The organism is Actinomycetota bacterium (genome assembly GCA_035759705.1).
Taxonomy (GTDB): Bacteria; Actinomycetota; CADDZG01; order JAHWKV01; family JAHWKV01; genus JAJCYE01.
On the sequence record DASTUJ010000039.1, the window covers coordinates 1 to 17611 of the forward strand.

21 protein-coding genes are annotated in these 17611 nt (G+C 67.0%); 12 read left to right on the plus strand and 9 right to left on the minus strand.

Translation table 11 applies throughout. The features are described from left to right. On the plus strand, positions 1-1978 hold a 1978-nt coding region (locus tag VFV09_02290), incomplete at its 5' end, for an error-prone DNA polymerase (protein ID HEU4866533.1). On the opposite strand, the gene VFV09_02295 is transcribed toward VFV09_02290, so the two are convergent. Then, positions 1975-2625 (minus strand): DnaJ domain-containing protein, encoded by a 651-nt coding sequence (locus VFV09_02295; protein HEU4866534.1) that lies wholly within the window; start codon positions 2623-2625, stop codon positions 1975-1977. The two genes, VFV09_02290 and VFV09_02295, sit on opposite strands and share 4 nt — an antisense overlap. Before the next feature lie 346 nt (positions 2626-2971). On the opposite strand from VFV09_02295, the gene VFV09_02300 reads away from it, so the two are divergent. Then, positions 2972-6001: a hypothetical protein gene (locus VFV09_02300; GenBank protein HEU4866535.1), complete on the plus strand. Its 3030-nt coding sequence runs from the start codon at positions 2972-2974 to the stop codon at positions 5999-6001. A 12-nt stretch (positions 6002-6013) separates the two neighbouring features. Here VFV09_02300 and VFV09_02305 read toward each other — a convergent pair whose 3' ends face one another. After that, complete coding sequence (locus tag VFV09_02305; GenBank protein ID HEU4866536.1) at positions 6014-6193, minus strand: hypothetical protein; 180 nt, start codon at positions 6191-6193, stop codon at positions 6014-6016. A gap of 102 nt (positions 6194-6295) precedes the next feature. Continuing rightward, positions 6296-7006, minus strand: coding sequence for a transcriptional regulator (locus VFV09_02310; GenBank protein HEU4866537.1), 711 nt, complete (start codon positions 7004-7006; stop codon positions 6296-6298). Positions 7007-7165: 159 nt separating this feature from the next. Between VFV09_02310 and VFV09_02315 the strand changes: the two genes are divergently transcribed. The 6 genes from VFV09_02315 to VFV09_02340 all read left to right on the plus strand — a co-directional run bounded on the left by VFV09_02315 (position 7166) and on the right by VFV09_02340 (position 10705). Further along, positions 7166-7435 (plus strand): CDGSH iron-sulfur domain-containing protein, encoded by a 270-nt coding sequence (locus VFV09_02315; GenBank protein HEU4866538.1) that lies wholly within the window; start codon positions 7166-7168, stop codon positions 7433-7435. Then, entirely contained in the window at positions 7419-7676 is a 258-nt protein-coding gene (locus tag VFV09_02320; GenBank protein HEU4866539.1) for a hypothetical protein, read from the plus strand. The genes VFV09_02315 and VFV09_02320 overlap by 17 nt, the downstream gene beginning before the upstream one ends. Then, positions 7676-8293 carry a GTP cyclohydrolase I FolE gene (gene folE, locus VFV09_02325; GenBank protein HEU4866540.1) on the plus strand — a complete coding sequence of 206 codons (618 nt, stop codon included), beginning with the start codon at positions 7676-7678 and terminating at the stop codon, positions 8291-8293. The genes VFV09_02320 and folE overlap by 1 nt, the downstream gene beginning before the upstream one ends. Positions 8294-8342: 49 nt before the next feature. After that, positions 8343-9254, plus strand: a complete 912-nt coding sequence (ligD, locus tag VFV09_02330) for a non-homologous end-joining DNA ligase (GenBank protein HEU4866541.1) — start codon at positions 8343-8345, stop codon at positions 9252-9254. Positions 9255-9263: 9 nt separating this feature from the next. After that, a complete protein-coding gene (locus VFV09_02335) occupies positions 9264-9545 on the plus strand; it encodes a YciI family protein (protein ID HEU4866542.1) in 282 nt (93 codons plus the stop codon). 62 nt (positions 9546-9607) lie between these two features. Then, positions 9608-10705 carry a DUF3048 domain-containing protein gene (locus VFV09_02340; protein ID HEU4866543.1) on the plus strand — a complete coding sequence of 366 codons (1098 nt, stop codon included), beginning with the start codon at positions 9608-9610 and terminating at the stop codon, positions 10703-10705. Here the strand turns inward: VFV09_02340 and soxR are convergent. Then, positions 10692-11159, minus strand: a complete 468-nt coding sequence (gene soxR / locus VFV09_02345; protein ID HEU4866544.1) for a redox-sensitive transcriptional activator SoxR — start codon at positions 11157-11159, stop codon at positions 10692-10694. The two genes, VFV09_02340 and soxR, sit on opposite strands and share 14 nt — an antisense overlap. A 75-nt stretch (positions 11160-11234) precedes the next feature. On the opposite strand from soxR, the gene VFV09_02350 reads away from it, so the two are divergent. Further along, positions 11235-11933, plus strand: a complete 699-nt coding sequence (locus VFV09_02350) for an SDR family oxidoreductase (GenBank protein HEU4866545.1) — start codon at positions 11235-11237, stop codon at positions 11931-11933. Continuing rightward, complete coding sequence (locus VFV09_02355; protein ID HEU4866546.1) at positions 11930-12961, plus strand: S-adenosylmethionine:tRNA ribosyltransferase-isomerase; 1032 nt, start codon at positions 11930-11932, stop codon at positions 12959-12961. Before VFV09_02350 ends, VFV09_02355 begins: the two co-directional genes overlap by 4 nt. A 4-nt stretch (positions 12962-12965) precedes the next feature. Here the strand turns inward: VFV09_02355 and VFV09_02360 are convergent, their stop codons facing one another. The 5 genes from VFV09_02360 to VFV09_02380 all read right to left on the minus strand — a co-directional run bounded on the left by VFV09_02360 (position 12966) and on the right by VFV09_02380 (position 16222). Beyond that, positions 12966-13301 (minus strand): GatB/YqeY domain-containing protein, encoded by a 336-nt coding sequence (locus tag VFV09_02360; protein ID HEU4866547.1) that lies wholly within the window; start codon positions 13299-13301, stop codon positions 12966-12968. Next, positions 13298-13762, minus strand: coding sequence for a GatB/YqeY domain-containing protein (locus VFV09_02365; protein HEU4866548.1), 465 nt, complete (start codon positions 13760-13762; stop codon positions 13298-13300). The genes VFV09_02360 and VFV09_02365 overlap by 4 nt, the downstream gene beginning before the upstream one ends. Positions 13763-13769: 7 nt before the next feature. Then, positions 13770-14573 carry a methyltransferase domain-containing protein gene (locus VFV09_02370; GenBank protein HEU4866549.1) on the minus strand — a complete coding sequence of 268 codons (804 nt, stop codon included), beginning with the start codon at positions 14571-14573 and terminating at the stop codon, positions 13770-13772. Between the two features lie 28 nt (positions 14574-14601). After that, a complete protein-coding gene (locus VFV09_02375; protein ID HEU4866550.1) occupies positions 14602-15405 on the minus strand; it encodes a hypothetical protein in 804 nt (267 codons plus the stop codon). A gap of 163 nt (positions 15406-15568) precedes the next feature. Next, positions 15569-16222: a YkgJ family cysteine cluster protein gene (locus VFV09_02380; protein HEU4866551.1), complete on the minus strand. Its 654-nt coding sequence runs from the start codon at positions 16220-16222 to the stop codon at positions 15569-15571. Between the two features lie 186 nt (positions 16223-16408). Here VFV09_02380 and VFV09_02385 point away from each other — a divergent pair, with 186 nt between their 5' ends. Together VFV09_02385 and modA are read left to right on the plus strand one after the other, a co-directional pair. After that, the gene (locus VFV09_02385; protein ID HEU4866552.1) at positions 16409-16810 is read left to right on the plus strand and encodes a TOBE domain-containing protein; all 402 of its coding nucleotides are present in this window, start codon (positions 16409-16411) and stop codon (positions 16808-16810) included. 2 nt (positions 16811-16812) lie between these two features. Continuing rightward, entirely contained in the window at positions 16813-17592 is a 780-nt protein-coding gene (modA, locus tag VFV09_02390) for a molybdate ABC transporter substrate-binding protein (protein HEU4866553.1), read from the plus strand. Positions 17593-17611: the final 19 nt, after the last annotated feature.

Here is a 17611-nt window from a genome sequence, read left to right on the forward strand (position 1 = left end):
CGCCCTCAAGCTGCTGTTCGAACGCTTCCTCTCCCCGGAGCGGGACGGCCCGCCGGACATCGACCTGGACATCGAGTCCGACCGCCGCGAGGAGGCCATCCAGTACGTCTACGAGAAACACGGCCGCCAGCACGCGGCGCAGGTGGCGAACGTGATCACCTACCGATCCAAGTCGGCGGTACGGGACATGGCCAAGGCGCTCGGGCACTCCCCCGGCCAGCAGGACGCCTGGTCCAAGCAGATCGACGGCTGGGGACCGCTGTCCACCAACACCGACACCGACGTCCCCGCCCCGGTCATGGAGCTGGCCTCCCGGCTGCAGAACTACCCCCGGCACCTGGGCATCCACTCCGGCGGCATGGTGATGTGCGACCGCCCGGTGATCGAGGTCTGCCCGGTGGAGTGGGCCCGCATGGAGAACCGCTCGGTGCTGCAGTGGGACAAGGAGGACTGCGCCGCCGCCGGGCTGGTCAAGTTCGACCTTCTGGGGCTGGGGATGCTTTCGGCAATCCACTACTGCGTCGACCTGATTCGGGACTACCACGGCGTGGATATCGACCTGGCGACCCTCCCCCAGGACGACGCGGTTTACGAGATGCTCTGCCGGGCCGACACCGTCGGCGTCTTTCAGGTGGAGTCCCGGGCGCAGATGGCGACGCTGCCCCGCCTGAAACCCCGCTGCTTCTACGACATCGTGGTGGAGGTCGCCCTCATCCGCCCCGGCCCGATCCAGGGCGGCTCCGTCCACCCCTATATAAGGAGGCGCAACGGCAAGGAGCCGGTGACCTACCTGCACCCGCTGCTCGAGAAATCGCTGAAGAAGACCCTCGGCGTCCCGCTGTTCCAGGAGCAGCTGATGCAGATGGCCATCGACGTCGCCGGGTTCACCGCCGCCGAGGCCGACAAGCTGCGCCAGGCGATGGGCTCCAAGCGGTCGGTCGAGCGGATGGAGGCCCTGAAGGCCCGGCTCTATGACGGGATGGCGGTCCGGGGCATCACCGGGCCGATCGCCGACCAGATCTGGGAGAAGCTCGTCGCCTTCTCCAGCTTCGGGTTCCCCGAGAGCCACTCGGTGAGCTTCGCCTACCTGGTCTACGCCTCGTCGTACCTCAAGCACTACTACCCGGCGGCGTTCCTGGCGGCGCTGCTGAACGCCCAGCCGATGGGCTTTTGGGCGCCCCGGACGCTGGTGATGGACGCCCGGCGGCACGGGGTGAAGGTGCTGGGTGTGGACATCAACGCCTCCTCCGACAAGGCGACCCTGGAGACCTTCGAGGGGGACGTCGCGGTCCGGGTGGGCATCGGCTACGTGCGGACGATCGGCGAGGACCTGGCGGAGACCATCGCCCTCGGGCGGCCGTACTCCGACATGGAGGACCTGTCCCGCCGGTGCGACCTCAAGGTCCCGCAGATGGAGGCGCTGGCCACCGCCGGGGCGTTCGACTGCTTCGGCCTCACTCGCCGGGAGGCGCTCTGGGCTGCTGGGGTGGTGGCCCGGAGCAAGGAGAACCAGCTTGCGAACGTCGTGACCGGGGCCGACCCGCCGCAGCTTCCCGACATGACCGCCATCGAGCAGGCGTCGGCCGACTTCTGGTCGACCAGCCTGTCGCCCGACAGCTCACCGGTGGAGTTCGTACGGCCGGCGCTGAAGAAGAAGGGGGTGCTGTCGGCGCTGGACCTGGAGACGGCTACGCCGAACCGGACGGTGAAGGTCGGCGGCGTGGTGACCCACCGGCAGAAGCCGGCGACCGCCGGGGGGACCATCTTCGTCAGCCTGGAGGACGAGACCGGCCTGATCAACGTGATCTGCCAGAAGCAGGTGTGGGCCCGGTACAAGAAAGTGGCGACGACCTCGAAGGCGCTGCTGATCACCGGCCGCCTGGAGCGCTACGACGGGGTGGTGAACCTGCTGGCGTCGAAAATCGAGCCGCTGAGCCTGACGATGGCTTCGGAGCTGAAGGCCCGGGACTTCCGCTAGAAGGTCCACTCCTTCAGCAGCTTGGTCACCCCGGGCAGGTCCATCGGCTCGTCCCCGTAGGTGCCCGCTGCGCCGGACTGGTTGCGATCCGTCGTCTGCGGCTGCCGCACCCGGACCGTCACGTACAGGTCGCCGACGTCGCCCCCGTTCTCGCCGAAACCGCCCTTGCCCTTGAAGAACACCCGCTCGCCGTCGGCGACCCTCCGGATGAACAACACGGCGGTGCGGGTCGGCCTGCCCCGGTCGTGCAACTGCATCTGGACCAGCCGGCCCCTCCGGGCGTCCTTCGCCGACACCACCAGCTCCTGCTCCAGGTCGTTGCCCCGCCTCGGGGGGCCGGTTACCGGCTGCACCATCGGAGCCGTATTTCGGTACCGGGCGAAGCCCGACTCCCTTCTGCCCCCGCCGGAGAACGACCCGGCGCGGACCCGGTCGTAGGTCGACCGCTGCGTCTGGTCGGAAAGCACCGAGTAGGCCTCGAGGATCTGCTTGAACCGCTCCTCGGACCCGGAGTCTCCCGCGTTGACGTCCGGGTGGTGCTTGCGGGCCATCGTTCGATAGGCGCTCTTCAGCCCGGCGGGGTCCACGGTTACCTCCACGCCCAAAGCACCGTAGAAATCCTTTTCGATCCAGCTGGTTTGGCTCATTCGTTAACCCCCGGTCTCGACTTCCTTTCGGGGTGTGACTCCACAAGTGGTCCGCGTAGAACACGTTTTGTTCGACCTGCGCGGTTGCGGGCGGCGCCGTCCGTGAGGAGACGGAGGAGACTACTTCGCCGAGGGGACTGCCTTCGAGGAGCTGCCGTAGCCGATTTCGATCCTGGTCCGGACCGGCTGGGACACCACAGAAGTACGGGTCATACCCGCATCGTTCGCATTGGAGTGGTGTCGAATTACCATGCCCTATGTATCGGCAGATTCAACCGGGTTTTCAAGGCTGTCTTGCGAAAGTTCGAACATGTAGTGTTCGAACCAGTCGACAGAAAGGACCCCGGTGCCGGACCGGCTGAAGGCGTCGTTCACTCCCGGTCTCATCATCTCCTGCCTGTTGCTGTCCGCCCTCCTTCCCCTAGCCGCCCGGGCCCAGACTCCCCCCAGCCCGACCCTGGTTCTTGCTCCCGCATCAGGCGTACCCGGCGCCTCCATCCGCGCTACCGGCGCCAATTGGCCGGCCGCCGGTGAGGTGATCATTTATCTGGACACCGCCATCACCGGACCGGAGCTGCGGCGGGTGACCCCAGTGTCCGGAAGCTTCGACACCACGTTCCCGGTTCCGCCGGCTCCCACCGGGGCCCACAGCGTCCGCGCCTGTATCCGGTCCTCCGCCGCCGCCACCTGCGTCGCCGAGGCAACCGCCCGGCTGAGCATCCTCGCCCCGCCGCCCCCGCCCGGTCCGACGGCCCCGCCACCGCCTCCGCCCTCGCCCATCGAGTCGCTCGCGCCCGCTCCCACCACGCCTGCCGGCAGAACTCCCAGACCGGGTGCGACCACACCCGGCCTGCCGCTGGCCAACCCCACGCCCACCGGAGATCTCCCACCGCCGGCTACCGACCTCCCCGTCGGCGCCGCCACCACCCCGCCGGCGCCACCCCCTCTGGCGATACCCGAACAGGACTTCCCCGATCTGTTCCTCCGGGCGATGGAGATCACCCAGGGCATCCAGGACCTCAAGAACCGCATGCCGCTGGTCGACGGCCGGCGCACCTGGGTGCGCGTGTACCCGGCGCACAGTCAGAGCGGGAACTGGGGACCGGTCGACGGGGCGATGCTGCTCGAGAAGGGCGGCGACGACCTGGTCATCTACCCCGAGAACGGCCCGGTGACCGCTGAGAACAAGCTGCAGGACCGCACGAAGGTCGACGCTTCCCTCAACTTCTTGATTCCGGCGGGCTGGAACTCCGGTCAGGTCAAGTTCACGGCGCTGATCTGGGCGTTCGCCCCGTCGACGCTCGAAGACAAAGAGCCCAACCCGGACAACAATCGCAAGTCGCTCACCCGCACCTTCCAGGAGACCGAAGAGCCGGTTGTGAACATGGTGGCGCTCGACGACGGCACCGGCGTCGGGCCGACCCCGACCCTGTCGTCGACCATCGCGGCAGCGCTCTACGCCTACATCGACTTGCTCACGTTCCTGCCCCTGTCCAACCCGCCGTTCATCGTCGCCACCAACCCGCTCGGGCCGGGTCCCGAGGCATCGGTCGCGGGGCAATGGACCCTGCTTACGACCGAGACCAAGGACGAGCCCATCGCCCGCATGAACTGGCTGCACGCCCAAAACGCCCTGCCCGAGGAGGAGAACGTGTTCGGGGTTTTCGACAATGCCGTCCCCTCGGGATCCACCCAGGGCTGGGCGAGGAGCCTGTCGGCCTGGACCAAGTCCAACGAGGGCACTCCGGCCCACGAGTTCGGCCACCAGGGAGGCCTCGGCCACACCGGCTGCAAGGACACCGTGAACAACGTGACCGGAGACCCGCCTGCAGATGGCCTTGCCGACGAGATCCTCGGCGGCGGCCTGGACATCACTCACCCGAATGCGCTGCCGAAGTGCTCCATCGCCCCGACCGACAAGGAGGGCTTCTTCGGCTTGACCAACTACAGCGACTACCCGTTCCAAGTCTTCAGCAACGACCCGACCCACCCGGCAATCGCCTTCCCCTTCATGAGCTACTCCAACCCGGACTGGTCGGACGCCTACCACTACTGCCGGCTGCTGAACGCTTACGGGGTCCCCTGCGGCGGCGATCAGATCGGGATCTACGGCAAGAAGCCTCCGAGCGGACCGGTGGACTGTACGCCGAAGAAGAACGGCCCGTACACGCTGAACCTGTGCCTGGGGTCCGATATCCCGAACAACGACCAGGCGAACGGCGCGGGCGTCAAGAAAGGGGCTCCGAACCTGCCGGCTCTCGCACTGCCGGAGGAGGAGCCGGAAAGCTGGCTGCTGCTCACCGGAAAGATCGGGAGCACCCCGGGGACCGGCTCCATCGGTCAGGCGAAGATCGTAGGGTCGATCGGCGGTTCGATCGAACGTGACTACGAGGAGCACCTCGAGGCCACGCGGACCGGTCTGCGGTCGACCAACGCCATGGTCAGAGTGCTAGACAAAGACGCCAACCTCTTGGCCGCCATCCCGGCACCCCTCGACGAGCCGAGCGCCCACGGGCTGGATGAGAGCAACGACCGGTCCGGCGCCTGGCTGCTCCCCGTGCCGTTTCCGGAAGGCGCCACCTCGGTGGAGCTGGCGATCGACGGAAAGCCGGTTGCCACCCGGACCCTCAGCCAGACGGCCCCGACCGTGCAGATCCAGTCGGCAACCGCGTCGGGGAGGGCGGTCACCGTCGGCTGGACGGGAACCGACGCCGACAACGATCCGCTGACCTACACGGTGTCCTGGTCGAACGACGGCGAGTCATGGCGGGTGGTCCAGCTGGACGTCACCGGCACATCGGCCACCATCGACGATCCGGCGCTGCCCGGCGGCGACGTGAAGATCCGGGTGGAGGCAAACGACGGAGCCCGCACGGGCCGGGCCGACAGCGAGACGCTGGCGGTGCCTCAGGCGGCTCCGAGGGTCTTCATCACCGGAGCCCTGCCGAACCAGGAGTTCGCCCGGTACGCCCCGGTGGAGCTCGTGGCGCAGGCGCACGACCCCGAGGACGGGTTGCTCGATGGAGACGGAATCGTGTGGTCGTCCAGCCTGGACGGCGATCTGGACGGAGCACGCACGCTCAACACGCGGAAACTGTCGGTGGGAGATCACGTCATCACAGCGGTGGCGGAGGACGCTGACGGGGGTACCTCGGAAGCCACGCTGCCCATCAGGGTGGTCGACCGGGGTCGTCCCGAGCCGCGTGCCGAGGGCGCCGAGCCGCTGGCGGAGACGATCTTGAGAGCCGCGGTCCCCGAGGAAGAGGAGTCGGACGGAGCGCCGGTGGGGCTGATTATCGGGATAGTTGTCGTGGCGCTGCTGGGAATCGCGGCGTTCGTCCTGATACGGCGGCGGAAGCCCGGTGAACCCGCCTAGGAGAGCCGGGGGCTAGTGCCTGAACTGGTCCAGGAACCGCTGCTTGTCGATCTGGTCGCCGCCCCTGCGGTTCTTCGCTTCGGCTTCCCTCAGCTTGCGCTGGCGCTCGCGCTCGGCTTCGGCGAGGCGGTCCCAGTTCGCCTGCTCCCGAGGGGTCGGATCTGCCTTCTTGGTGCGGTCGTATAGGCCCAAATCGACGCTCCTTTGTAGTTAGCCGCCTCTTCAAGGCTACCCTGCCGGACCAAACTTTGAACCACTGCTTCACCCATTGTGGGCCATCGACCCCGCGGAGCGCTACCCGGCCCCCGGTGAGCACAACTTCACGCAGCAGTGGCCCTCCTCGGGCTCGAGGACTACCTGGACCGTGTCGTTGCCCAGCCCGCGAACGATTCCCTCGATGAACGATCGGTTCATCCCACACACCACCTCGGGCGACTGTTCGGCCAGGCGGTGGAACGGGCAGTTGCGCAGGGCGACGATCTTGGACGTCTCCCGGAAGGGCTCGAAGCCCTGTTCGCTGAGAATCTCCTCGGCTGCGGCGAGAGTGCGCTCGGGCCCCGGATGCCGCAGGCCCCTGCCGGTTCCGGTACGGGAGCCGAGCTCAGACCCACGGGCCAGAGCGGCGTCGTTGGTGCTCTCGCGGGCCGAGGTTCCCTCGGTCTGGTTCGCCACCCCGTCCAGCAGCAGGCGGCCGGCCAGCTCGTACTGGCGTTGGGGAACGGAGATCTCGATGGTCAAGGGGGACGGCTCGTAGACCTTCGCCGGACGTCCTGCGCCCGGCCCGCCCTTGCCCGCCGGACGGGCGTAGTGGTGGGTGAGCAGTCCCTTTTCGACCAGCTTGTCCAGGTGAAACGCCGCCAGCTTGCGCGAGATCCCTACCTCACCGGCCACACGTTCCCGGCTGACCGGCAGGCCCTGGGCCCGGACGAAAAGGAAAATTCTGCGGCGCAGGTCGTCGTCCAATACAGCCAGTAGATTGGCGTTGGACTCCAGCGCGCGATTCATACCTATAATCTATCACCAACGACTCGGGATTTAAACCCTGTAAGGTGGGGTATATCAAATCTAGTACCCAAATTGTTTGGTTAAATGACTTGCGTTTCCCCCACTTGATCGGTAGTCTCTAAGTACCATCATCCTGGGCAATAGAAAAGGACACGACCAATGGACCACCAGAATGGAAGCACGGAGCGTTGCTCGATTCAGCCGTCGGACAACGGACCTCTTCTGGTGCGGGGACCGGTGACCCTGATCGACGCCGAAGGCAACCGCATTGAGGTCAAGGGCAAGAACATCGCACTGTGCCGCTGCGGGGCCTCCGAGGACAAGCCGTTTTGCGACGGTTCCCACAAGCGCATCGGATTCCAGTCCGTAGTCAGGGCGAAGGTGCCCGCAGTTGTTGCCGGAGGAGGCGACATTGGTAGCGCTGGTTGAAACCGAGGTTCCCATCCGCTGTCGTTGGTGCGACCGCCCGAACCACGTGTTTCTGCAGATCTCGCGGCACCACATGCGGCAGCAGGAGGGCGAGGCTTTCGTGAGCCTCGTGTTGTGCCCCGAGTGCGACTCGCACGTACTTCCGCTGGTGCGCCGGGGGGTCATCTGCTTTGGAAGGTTGGAGGAACGCGGCGAGGACCTCATCTGGGTCGCCGGACGACGGAAGGAGAAGTCAGCTTGATCAGCAGCGCGGTTGTAGAGGCCGGACACCGTTACCTGGGCCCCCTGGGGCCCGGAGTCGACCTGTCCGCCGCCGAGCGGGCGGTAGCGGACCTGCTGGTCGCCCTGGGACAGGACACCGGCGACCCCGGCCTGGCCGACACCCCCCGCCGGGTGGCCGCCTCGTTCGCCGAGATGCTCGAGCCAAAGCCCTTCCGAATGACCACCTTCCCGAACGAGGGCTACGACGAGATGGTCGTCGCCCGGGACATCACCTTCAACTCGCTCTGTATGCACCACATGCTGCCGTTCAAGGGTGTCGCCCACGTCGCCTACCTACCGGACGACCGGATCGTCGGGCTGTCCAAGCTGGCCCGGGTGGTCGAGATGTTTGCCCGGCGGCTCCAGGTCCAGGAGGCGCTCACGACCCAGATTGCCAACTGCCTGCAGGAGCAGCTGGCTCCGAAGGGAGTCGGTGTGGTCCTGGAGGCCGAGCACATGTGCATGACCCTGCGGGGCGTCCAGAAACCTGGGACGATGACCGTGACCTCGGCCCTGCTGGGCAAGATGCGGGAGGACCCTCGGACCCGGCAGGAGTTCTTGTCACTGATCCACGGGAGCTACGCCGCGGCACGGTAGTTTGGTTGCAGCATCGCCAGGGCATACCTCGCTGGACCAGGAGGCTTCGATGGCAACCGCAACCGTGGTGCAGGTGGAGGACAAAGAGCTCAAGCTCTCCAACCTCGACAAGGTGCTCTACCCGCAGGCCGGGTTCACCAAGGGCGATGTCATCGACTACTACACCAAGGTCGCCCCGGTCCTGCTCCCCCACCTGAAGAACCGGCCGCTGACGCTCAAGCGTTACCCGAACGGCGTCGAGGGCGAGTTCTTCTACGAGAAGCAGTGCCCCAAGTTCCGGCCGAAGTGGATGAAAACCATCCCCATCCACAGCGAACGGCAGAAGAAGACCATCGACTTCTGCAGCATCGACGACCTTCCGAGCCTCGTGTGGATCGCCAACCTGGCCGACCTCGAGCTGCACACCTCGCTTTCGTCGGGTAAGAACCTGGACCGGCCGAACGCAGTCGCCTTCGACCTGGACCCCGGCCCGTCGACCAGCATCGTCGAGTGCTGCACGGTGGCCCTGGCCCTCCGCACGATGTTCGCCGACCTGGGACTGGAGGCGTACCCCAAGACCTCCGGCTCTAAGGGCATGCAGATCTACCTGCCCCTGAACTCGAAGGACACGTACGAGGAGTCCAAGTCGTTCGCCCACGCAGTCGCCGGGGTCATGGAGCAGCAGCTGCCCAATCTGGTGGTCTCCGACATGAAAAAGGAGCTGCGGAAGGGCAAGGTGCTCATCGATTGGAGCCAGAACGACTACTTCAAGACCACGGTGTGCGTCTACTCGCTTCGGGCCAAGGAGACCCCGACCGTCTCCACGCCGCTCACCTGGGACGAGGTGGTTGAGACAGAGAAGTCGAAAGACCCGGACGACCTCAAGTTCTCCTACGCCGACGCGCTGGAGCGGGTCGACAAGCACGGCGACCTGTTCGCCCCGGTCCTCACCCAGAAGCAGACCCTGCCCGAGCTTCAATAGACTGCAGCCATGAACATCACCACCAGCCACGTCGTCGAGGCGACCTACGTCGAGGGCGCTGCGGACAAGCGGGCGCCGTTCCGCGAGGAGCACCTGGAGCGGGTCGGCAAGCTGATCGACGCCGGCGCGGTGCTGGTCGCCGGAGCGCTTGCGGACATGAGCGCCTCGCTGATCGTTTTCGACATCGAAGGCGAGGACGCGGTCCGGGCGGTCGTCGAGTCCGACGTCTACTGGATCAACGGGATATGGACCGATTACACGGTCCGGAAGCTCAACCGGGTCACCCCCTAAACCGTCCAGGCAGGATCGCCCTTTTGACCAACCGGCACCGAGGCAGTGTAGAGTTCCGCCCTATGCCGAGACGATTGCTTGCCCTCTTGTTGCTCTTCGCCCTTTTTGCGACCGCGTGCAGCAACGACGACCCCGAACCCGAAGCCACCGAGGCCGCCGAAGAGTCCCCTGAGGCGCCCCCTCCCCCGCCCGAACCGGTTCGCTGCCCGCTCAGCGGCATCGAGCTTCCCGCCGGCGTGGACGTCAACCGACCGGCTATGGCAGTGAAGATCGACAACCACCCGCGGGCCCGGCCCCAGACCGGCCTCGAAACTGCCGACATCGTTTACGAGGAGCTCGTCGAAGGCGGCCTGACCCGCTTCATGGGCATCTACCACTGCGGCGACGCCGCCGACCTGGGCCCGGTGCGCAGCGCCCGGGCCGTCGACCCGGACATCATGACCCAGTACGCTCCCGTCCTCTTTGCCTACTCCGGGGCCTCGCCGAACAACCTGGCCAAGGTCGCCCGTACCGCCGGCGTGATCAACCTGGCGCACGGCTCCAACGGCCCGGCCTACGCCCGCAAGGGCGGCCGCCCGGCGCCCCACAACCTGTACACGTCGACCGACAAGATCCGTGCTCGTCCGGCCGCCCAGGGCGTGGCGGGCCCGCCGAAGACCGGCCTGATCTTCAACCCCAAGCTGGTTCCGACCCCGGTGGCGCCTCCCCCGCCGGCCCCGACCGAGGCGGCCTCCCCCGGCTCATCGGCGGCCCCGCCGGCGCCGGCAGCCCCTGCACCGCCTCCGGGCAACAAGGTCTCCTTTGCCTACTCGGGCGCAGTCGGCGTCACCTACACCTACGACCCGGCAACGAACAAGTACCTTCGGTCGCAGGGCGGCTCTCCGCACAACGCCGCCAGCGGCGCACGCTTCGGCGGGACCAACATCGTCGTCATGAAGGTGCCGGTCAACCGGGGCGGCAGCTCCCCCGAGATCGCGGTTGCAGGCTCCGGTGAGGCGATCGTCCTGCGCAACGGGCAGTCGGTCCACGGCAGGTGGAACCGGCCTACCCTGGGCGACCAGACGACGCTGGTGGACGACGCCGGCCAGCCGATTGAGCTGGCCGCCGGAAACACCTGGATCAACCTGCTCCCGAACGATCAGGGATTTACGGTCGAGTAGTAGCCGGCACCCTCAACTGCTTGGGCAGGTATACGGCGCCCGGGCCTCCGGAGGCCGCCGCATCGTGCGGGTTGGAGATCTTGCAGCGGTCCAGCGACAGGCAGCCGCAGCCGATACAGGAGTCGAGCCCGTCCCTCAGTGCCTCGAGGGCCCGGATCTCGCCGTTGAGCTTCTCCCTCCAGAGCAGTGAGATCCGCTTCCAGTCGGCTGCATTGGGCGTCCGGTTCTGGGGCAGCTGGCCCAGGGCTCCCCGTACCTCCTCAAGGCTCACGCCCAGGTGCCGGGCTGCGCTGATGAACGCCAGGCGGCGCAGGACGCTGCGGTGGAACCGCCGCTGCCCCCCGCTGTTCCGCTCGGCGGAGACCAGCCCCTCACCCTCGTAGTAGCGGATTGCCGAGGCGGCGAAGCCGCTCCGGCCCGCGACCTGCCCCACCGACAGCCATTCCTCGTCCACCGGCTTACCTCCTGCTTGACTTAAAGTTGACTTCAACTTCTATTCTGCACCAAAAGCGGAACCAGGAGGAGAAAGATGCCTTTAGCACTCATTACCGGCGCATCCCGCGGCTTCGGGTTTGCGCTGGCCAAGGCTCTCGCCGGGCGGGGCTGGCAGCTGATCGTCGATGCAAGGGACGGCCGAGCACTGGAGGCGGCCGCCGAGATGATCGGGCCGGGAGTCACGGCTGTCGCAGGCGACGTGGCCGGCCCGGCGCACCGAAGGGAGCTGGCCAGCGCGGTGGCGAGGGCCGGCGGGCTCGACCTGCTCGTCAACAACGCCAGCACCCTCGGCACCAGTCCCCTGCCGGAGCTCGCCCGCTACCCGCTGGGCGCGCTGGAGCAGGTCTTCCAGACGAACGTCCTGGCGCCTCTGGCGCTGATCCAGGAACTGCTCCCCCACCTGTCACCGGGTGCGGCGATCGTGAACATCACCTCGGACGCGGCGGTCGAAGCCTACGGAGGCTGGGGCGGGTACGGGGCGTCAAAGGCTGCCCTCGACCAGATCTCGGCCGTGCTCGCAGCGGAGCAGCCCGGCTTCAGGGTCTACGCATTCGACCCGGGCGACATGCGGACCGCTATGCACCAGGAGGCCTTCCCCGGCGAGGACATCTCCGACCGGCCGGAGCCCGAGACGGTCGTGCCCGCCCTGCTCCGGCTCCTGGCCGACTCCCCGCCCAGCGGCCGCTACCGGTCGGCCGACCTGCTGGTCGGCGCCGGAATGGAGGCGGGGTGAGCGCTGCCGCTCCGGCTTACCCCGAGGGGCGGGCGGCGCCCGGACCTCCGGAGTCCCGAGGGCTCGACCGGGACGGCGTGCGACTGCTGGTGGCGAGCCGAAAGGGGATCACCCATGCGAGCTTCCGGGATCTCGGCTCGTTTCTCCGGCCGGGCGACCTGCTGGTCGTGAACAACTCGGCAACACTTCCGGCTGCCGTCGACGGTACCCGGGAGTACGGCCGGGCCACGATCGTCCACTTCTCGGCGGAGATGGACGACGGCAGCTGGGTAGTGGAGCTTCGCAAGCCCGACAACAGCGGACCGTTCCTCGACGGCGGCACCGGCGAGGTGGTGGAACTGCCCGGGGGCGGCCGGATCGCAATCCTCTCGGCCTACCGGGGGGTGGAGGGCCGGAGCCGCCTGCTGCTGGCCCGGCCGCAGCTGGGGCGGCCGGTGGCCGGGTACCTGAAGCGCTTCGGCCGTCCGATCGCCTACGGCTACCTGGAGGAGCGGCCGCCGCTGTCCGACTACCAGACCATCTTCGCCACCGAGCCCGGCGGCGCCGAGATGCCCAGCGCCGGGCGGCCGTTCTCCGGGCGCGTGCTGGCCGGCCTGGTCTCCCGGGGGGTTTCGCTGGCTCCGATCACCCTGCACACCGGAGTCTCCTCTCCTGAGGTCTCAGAGCCGCCCGCGCCGGAGCGGTTCCGGGTTCCCGCGGCGACCGCGGCGCTGGCGAACCACACGCACCGGGAGGGGGGCCGGGTGGTGGCGGTCGGCACGACGGTCACGCGAGCCCTCGAGTCGGCAGCGGACGAGCAGGGGTTCGTTAACGCCGCCGAAGGTTGGACCGACCTGGTTCTGGACGCATCACGGCCGGTGCGGACGGTCGACGGGCTGATCACCGGCTGGCACGCCGCGTCGGCGACGCATCTGTTGCTGCTGGAGGCGGTAGCGGGGAGCGGCCTGGTCACCCGGGCGTACGACGCCGCAGCCGCCGCAGGCTACCTGTGGCACGAGTTCGGCGACAGCTGCCTTCTGCTGCCCTAGAGCCTTAGGTCAGATAAAGGAAGCGCTCCAGGATCTGAACCTGGTTGTGAAGGGCGGCGGCCTCGTCGAGCTTGCCGGCAGTGGTGAGATAGTCGGCGGAGTTGCGCCGCTCGTCGACCTCGTCCATCACCACCAGGCGTACCTCCGCCGGGGTTAATTCCCGGCGGGGGACGTCTGCGTACCCCTTGACCGGGTCGTCGATCGAGCTGGTCTTCGGGGCCGGGACGGCCTCCTTGTTGGCAATGGCGGAAAGGACCGACCTGATGGCCAGGATCGCCGGCCTGTCCTGGTTCTTCATCGCGGTGATCAGCTCGGCCTGGAGCACGTGTCGAAGGTTCACCCGGCGAGAGCCGCCTTGACCACCTGCGAGATGCGGGAGCCTTCGGCCGCGGCCCCCACCCGTTCGCGGACCGCCTTGATGACTGCGCCCATCGCACGAGGGCCCTCGATCCCCGCGTTGCGGGCGTTGGCGACCTCCTCGGCCACAATTGCCGCCAGCGCCTCGTCGCCGATCTCCTCGGGCATGTAAGTCGACAGGATCTCGGCCTCCGACCGCTCCTGGGCGGCCAGCTCGTCCCGGCCGGCTTTGTCGTAGATCTCGGCGGCCTCCTTGCGTTTGCCCAGCTCGGAGCGGATGACGCCGATCACCTGGTCGTCGTTGAGGGTCGATTGCTGCTTGCCGGACACCTCGGCCTTGCTGATGGCGGTGATCACGCTGCGCAGCGTCGCCTTGGCCGTCTCGTCCCTGGCCCGCATGGCCGCGGTGAGATCCTCCCGGATCCGTTCCTTGAGCGACGTCACAGGCCGGTCAGGCTCTCCGGCCGGTGATGGATGCGGCGAAGATCTCGTCGGCCACCGGGTGGGTGAGGTCGATGCGAACCTCCTCGAAGCCGGCTCGCTCCAGCGCTTCGGTGCACTCCCCGACGCTCAGGGCTCCGGCGATGCAGTCGACGTAGCTGCCCCGGGCCGCCCGGTCGCCGGGCGAAAGGGCGTCGGACGCCAGGACGTCGCAGATCCCGATCCGTCCGCCGGGCCTGAGCACGCGGGCGATCTCGGAGAACACCGCCTGCTTGTCCTGCGACAGGTTGATGGAGCAGTTGGAGATCACGACGTCGACCGAGCCGTCGGCCAGGGGGACCTTCTCCATATCGCCCGGCAGGAACTCTACGTTGGTCAGGCCGGCCGAACGCTTCGCCGAGTTGGCGAGGGCGATCATCTCGTTGGTGATATCCAACCCGTAGACCCTGCCCTCGGGGCCGACCAGAGCTGCCGCCAGGAAGGCGTCGATGCCGGAGCCTGAACCCAGGTCGAGGACCGTCTGGCCCTCGGCAATCGCCGTCAGCGCTGTAGGGTTGCCGCATCCGCAGCCGGCCGAGACCGCCAGGCTCGGAAGTGCTTGCGTCTGGGCGGCCGGGTAGAGCGACGAACCGAAGGCGGCTGCCGGCTCGGCGCCGTGGACGTGCCCGGCGTCGGTGGTGCTGCAGCAGGCGCCGTCCTCCCCGCCGCCGCAACATGCGCCGAGGACGGTCAGCTGGGAGAACTCGGCTTGGATCACCTCGCGGGCGGTCCAGGCGTACTTCTGCCGTACCTCGTCGGTCAGCGTCTGGTTCATGGAGCCTCCTGAGAGCGTTGCCCTCAGCCTACTCCTTGCCCGCAGGCTCCATGTCGTCCTTGTCCTCGGTCTCAGGCTCGGGCGTCAGCGCGTCCTTCAGCTCGGCCACCCGCTTGGAGACCGTGTAGTTCTTCGCTGAGAACGGGTTGGCCCTCTGGGCCGTGCCGCCGGTGTGGAAGGACTTCTCGGGAATCGCGTTCACGTAGGCGTCGCCGTAGATCTCCTTCAGCTCGGCCACCCGGTCCTCGAAAGACTGCCGGGTCTTTTTGATCCGCTTGAACTCCTCGTCCGCCGGGTTCACCGAGAGGCCGTCTTCGGTCGGAGGGTTGTAGTAGCGGCTCCGGAAGGGCTTCCAGAGGATCTCCTTGTTGTAGCGGCCGTCGCGGCCCATCTTGGAGACGACCTTGCCTCCGGCCTCTTTGCCCAGCTCCAGGATCTCCTGGGCGGCGTCGATGTCGCCGCAGGTGATCTTCTCGAGGAGCCACTCGCACTTGTCCTTGGCGATGTCCTTGAGGTCGAACATGACGTCGCCGCCGTGGTCGGTTAGCACCACGACGTAGTCGGGCTCCAGCTGTTCTTCACGGGAAAGGTGGTTCTGCACGTCCTCCCGCAGGTTGATGACCAGCCCGCCCTCTTCGCCGCCCCGCTTCCACCAGTCGAGGACGAAGTCGCCCATGTTGAGCTCGTTGCCATCTACGTCGATGGCGGAAATCGGCTCTTGCATGCCTTCGATCGGCCTCAGAACGAAGCCGGCTCTCTCCGCAGAGTCAACCGTAGCCCGCAGGTCCTCCATGCCTTCGAGTTCGACGCGAAACGTGAAGCGCTTAAACAAAAGATTGTCCTCCCGGTTTTGTGGCCTACGAGGTAATTAATCCTTCCAACATCCGGGGTTCAGAGAAAATTCCCGTCCCGGAGGATCTATCTAGAGCTTAACCACTCCTCCTATTTACCGATAACCGGGCGATCCTCAAACAACCCGGACGGCGGCACGAATCCTAGGAGTTGATCTCCTCCCGCTTCGAGGTGACCTGGACGACCGGCAGGGGCGCCTTCGGCTTGACGACCACCCGCTGCGAGCTGGCTACAATGCCGTCGATCCACTCGGTGTTCGGGACCATCCCTTCGAAGTCCTTCCACACCCGGCCGTCGGTGCGGCAGTCGAACCGCCGGCAAAGAGCCGGGCGGTCCTCGAAGATGTTGCAGCCCTTCCCCTGGTCCAGGTGGGCGCAGTAGCCGTCCTCACCGTGGGCTATCAGGTAGGGAAGCTTGCGATCCCACTTGACCTTGCCCGACCGGACCTCCCCCGGCGTGAGGGCAAAGTTGAGCTTGCAGCAGACCGCTTTGCAGAGGTGGACCCGCTCGGCGCAGTTGATGACCGCTTCAGGGGCGGGGTTCGGGGGGTCTATGCGGTAGCGGGCGCCTTCCCATTCCGGCGGCTCCCAGGCCTCGTCGGGCACGGACGGCCGTGGACTGCCGCCGTTCTCGCTGTGCCGGCGCTCCTGCTCATGGGCGGCCCAGCCGCCCCATCCGAGCGTCCGATCCCAGCGCCCTTCCAGTTTTTCCAGCCTCTTCGAGTTCCAGCCCTTCTTGCGAAGGTCGTCCATCATCCGTTGCATGTCCGAAGGCACGGGCTGGTTGTCTAGACCCATATCGCCACCAAAGATCGGCAAGTTGGACCGGACCATTTTGAACTCGACAACCGGCGGTGGCAATACCCGCCACACGGAAGGCCGAGAAACCGTATAAGCCAGGTCGAGTCGGTAGAAACGCTGCAGATGCGAGGCTTTTTGGCCTACAGACTTGCACTTGCCGTAAGGGGTGAAGATAATTCCCGCATGACGAGCTTTCGTATGGGCCGCGTGGCAGAACTTTTGGGGGTGAGCGTGGACACGGTCCGGCGCTGGGCCGATAGCGGACGCCTCGTCACCACCCGCTCGGAGAGCGGGAAAAGAATCGTCGAAGGAGCGGACCTGGCCGCCTTCGTCAGCAGCATCGCAAAGTCGGGCGAGTTGAAGAACATCAACGCCGAGTCGGCCCGCAACCACTTTCCCGGCATCATCACCAAGGTCCTCAAGGACGGCGTTGCGGCGCACGTCGAAATCCAGGCAGGCCCGCACCGGCTCGTTTCGCTGATGACCAGAGAAGCGGCCGACGAGCTCGAGCTGGAGCCCGGCATGCTGGCGGTCGCAGCCGTCAAGTCCACGAACGTCGTCATCGAACTCCCGAGGGAGCCCTGACCGTGAAAAGCCGTCTCATAGCAGCACTTGCCCTGCTGATCCTCGCCGGCTGCAGGCCCGAGGTGGGGTACCGGGAGCCCACTTCCCCGGCGGCCGGGAAGCAACTTTCCGGCAGCGCCACCGTCTTCGCGGCCGCTTCGCTCACCGAGTCGTTCCAGGAAATCGGCGACCTCTTCCGGGACGAGAACCCGTCCGCCGGCCTCGTTTTCAACTTCGGGCCCTCGAGCGGTCTGGCAACCCAGATCGAAGAGCAGGGGGGCGCCGATGTGTTCGCCTCGGCGGACCAGGCCAACATGAAGAAGGTCACCGACCGGAACCTGATCGACGGGAAGCCCGAAGTTTTCGTGCGAAACAGACTGCAGATCATCGTCGGCCCCGGCAACCCGAAGGGCATCGAGACCCTTGCAGACCTGGCCGGGCCGGACCTCAAGGTCGTCCTTGCGGCGCCCGGGGTGCCGGTGGGCAGGTACGCCCGCGAGGCGCTGACCAAGGCCGGCGTCACCGTGAATCCGGTCTCGGAGGCGGTGGACGTTAAGGGTGTCGTCGGACCGGTCACGCTCGGGGAAGCCGACGCGGGCATCGTCTACGCCACCGACGTGGAGGCTGCCGGCGGCAAGGCCGAAGGCGTCGACATTCCCGAGGAGTCCAACGTGACCGCCGAGTACCCCATCGGCCTCGTGAAGGGTGCCCGGAACGCTGCCGTGGGCAAAGCGTTCATCGACCTGGTCCTGTCCGGCGAAGGGCGAAAAGTCCTGACCGACCACGGGTTCATCGCACCCTAGGGCGCCTTGAGGGAACCGG

Coding starts and splice junctions, on each gene's coding strand:
- VFV09_02350 (HEU4866545.1), top strand. CDS start 11,235: ATGCCTTTAGCACTCATTACCGGCGCATCCCGCGGCTTCGGGTTTGCG.
- VFV09_02385 (HEU4866552.1), top strand. CDS start 16,409: ATGACGAGCTTTCGTATGGGCCGCGTGGCAGAACTTTTGGGGGTGAGC.
- VFV09_02370 (HEU4866549.1), bottom strand. CDS start 14,573: ATGAACCAGACGCTGACCGACGAGGTACGGCAGAAGTACGCCTGGACC.
- VFV09_02380 (HEU4866551.1), bottom strand. CDS start 16,222: ATGGGTCTAGACAACCAGCCCGTGCCTTCGGACATGCAACGGATGATG.
- VFV09_02340 (HEU4866543.1), top strand. CDS start 9,608: ATGCCGAGACGATTGCTTGCCCTCTTGTTGCTCTTCGCCCTTTTTGCG.
- VFV09_02335 (HEU4866542.1), top strand. CDS start 9,264: ATGAACATCACCACCAGCCACGTCGTCGAGGCGACCTACGTCGAGGGC.
- VFV09_02295 (HEU4866534.1), bottom strand. CDS start 2,625: ATGAGCCAAACCAGCTGGATCGAAAAGGATTTCTACGGTGCTTTGGGC.
- VFV09_02310 (HEU4866537.1), bottom strand. CDS start 7,006: ATGAATCGCGCGCTGGAGTCCAACGCCAATCTACTGGCTGTATTGGAC.
- ligD (HEU4866541.1), top strand. CDS start 8,343: ATGGCAACCGCAACCGTGGTGCAGGTGGAGGACAAAGAGCTCAAGCTC.
- VFV09_02315 (HEU4866538.1), top strand. CDS start 7,166: ATGGACCACCAGAATGGAAGCACGGAGCGTTGCTCGATTCAGCCGTCG.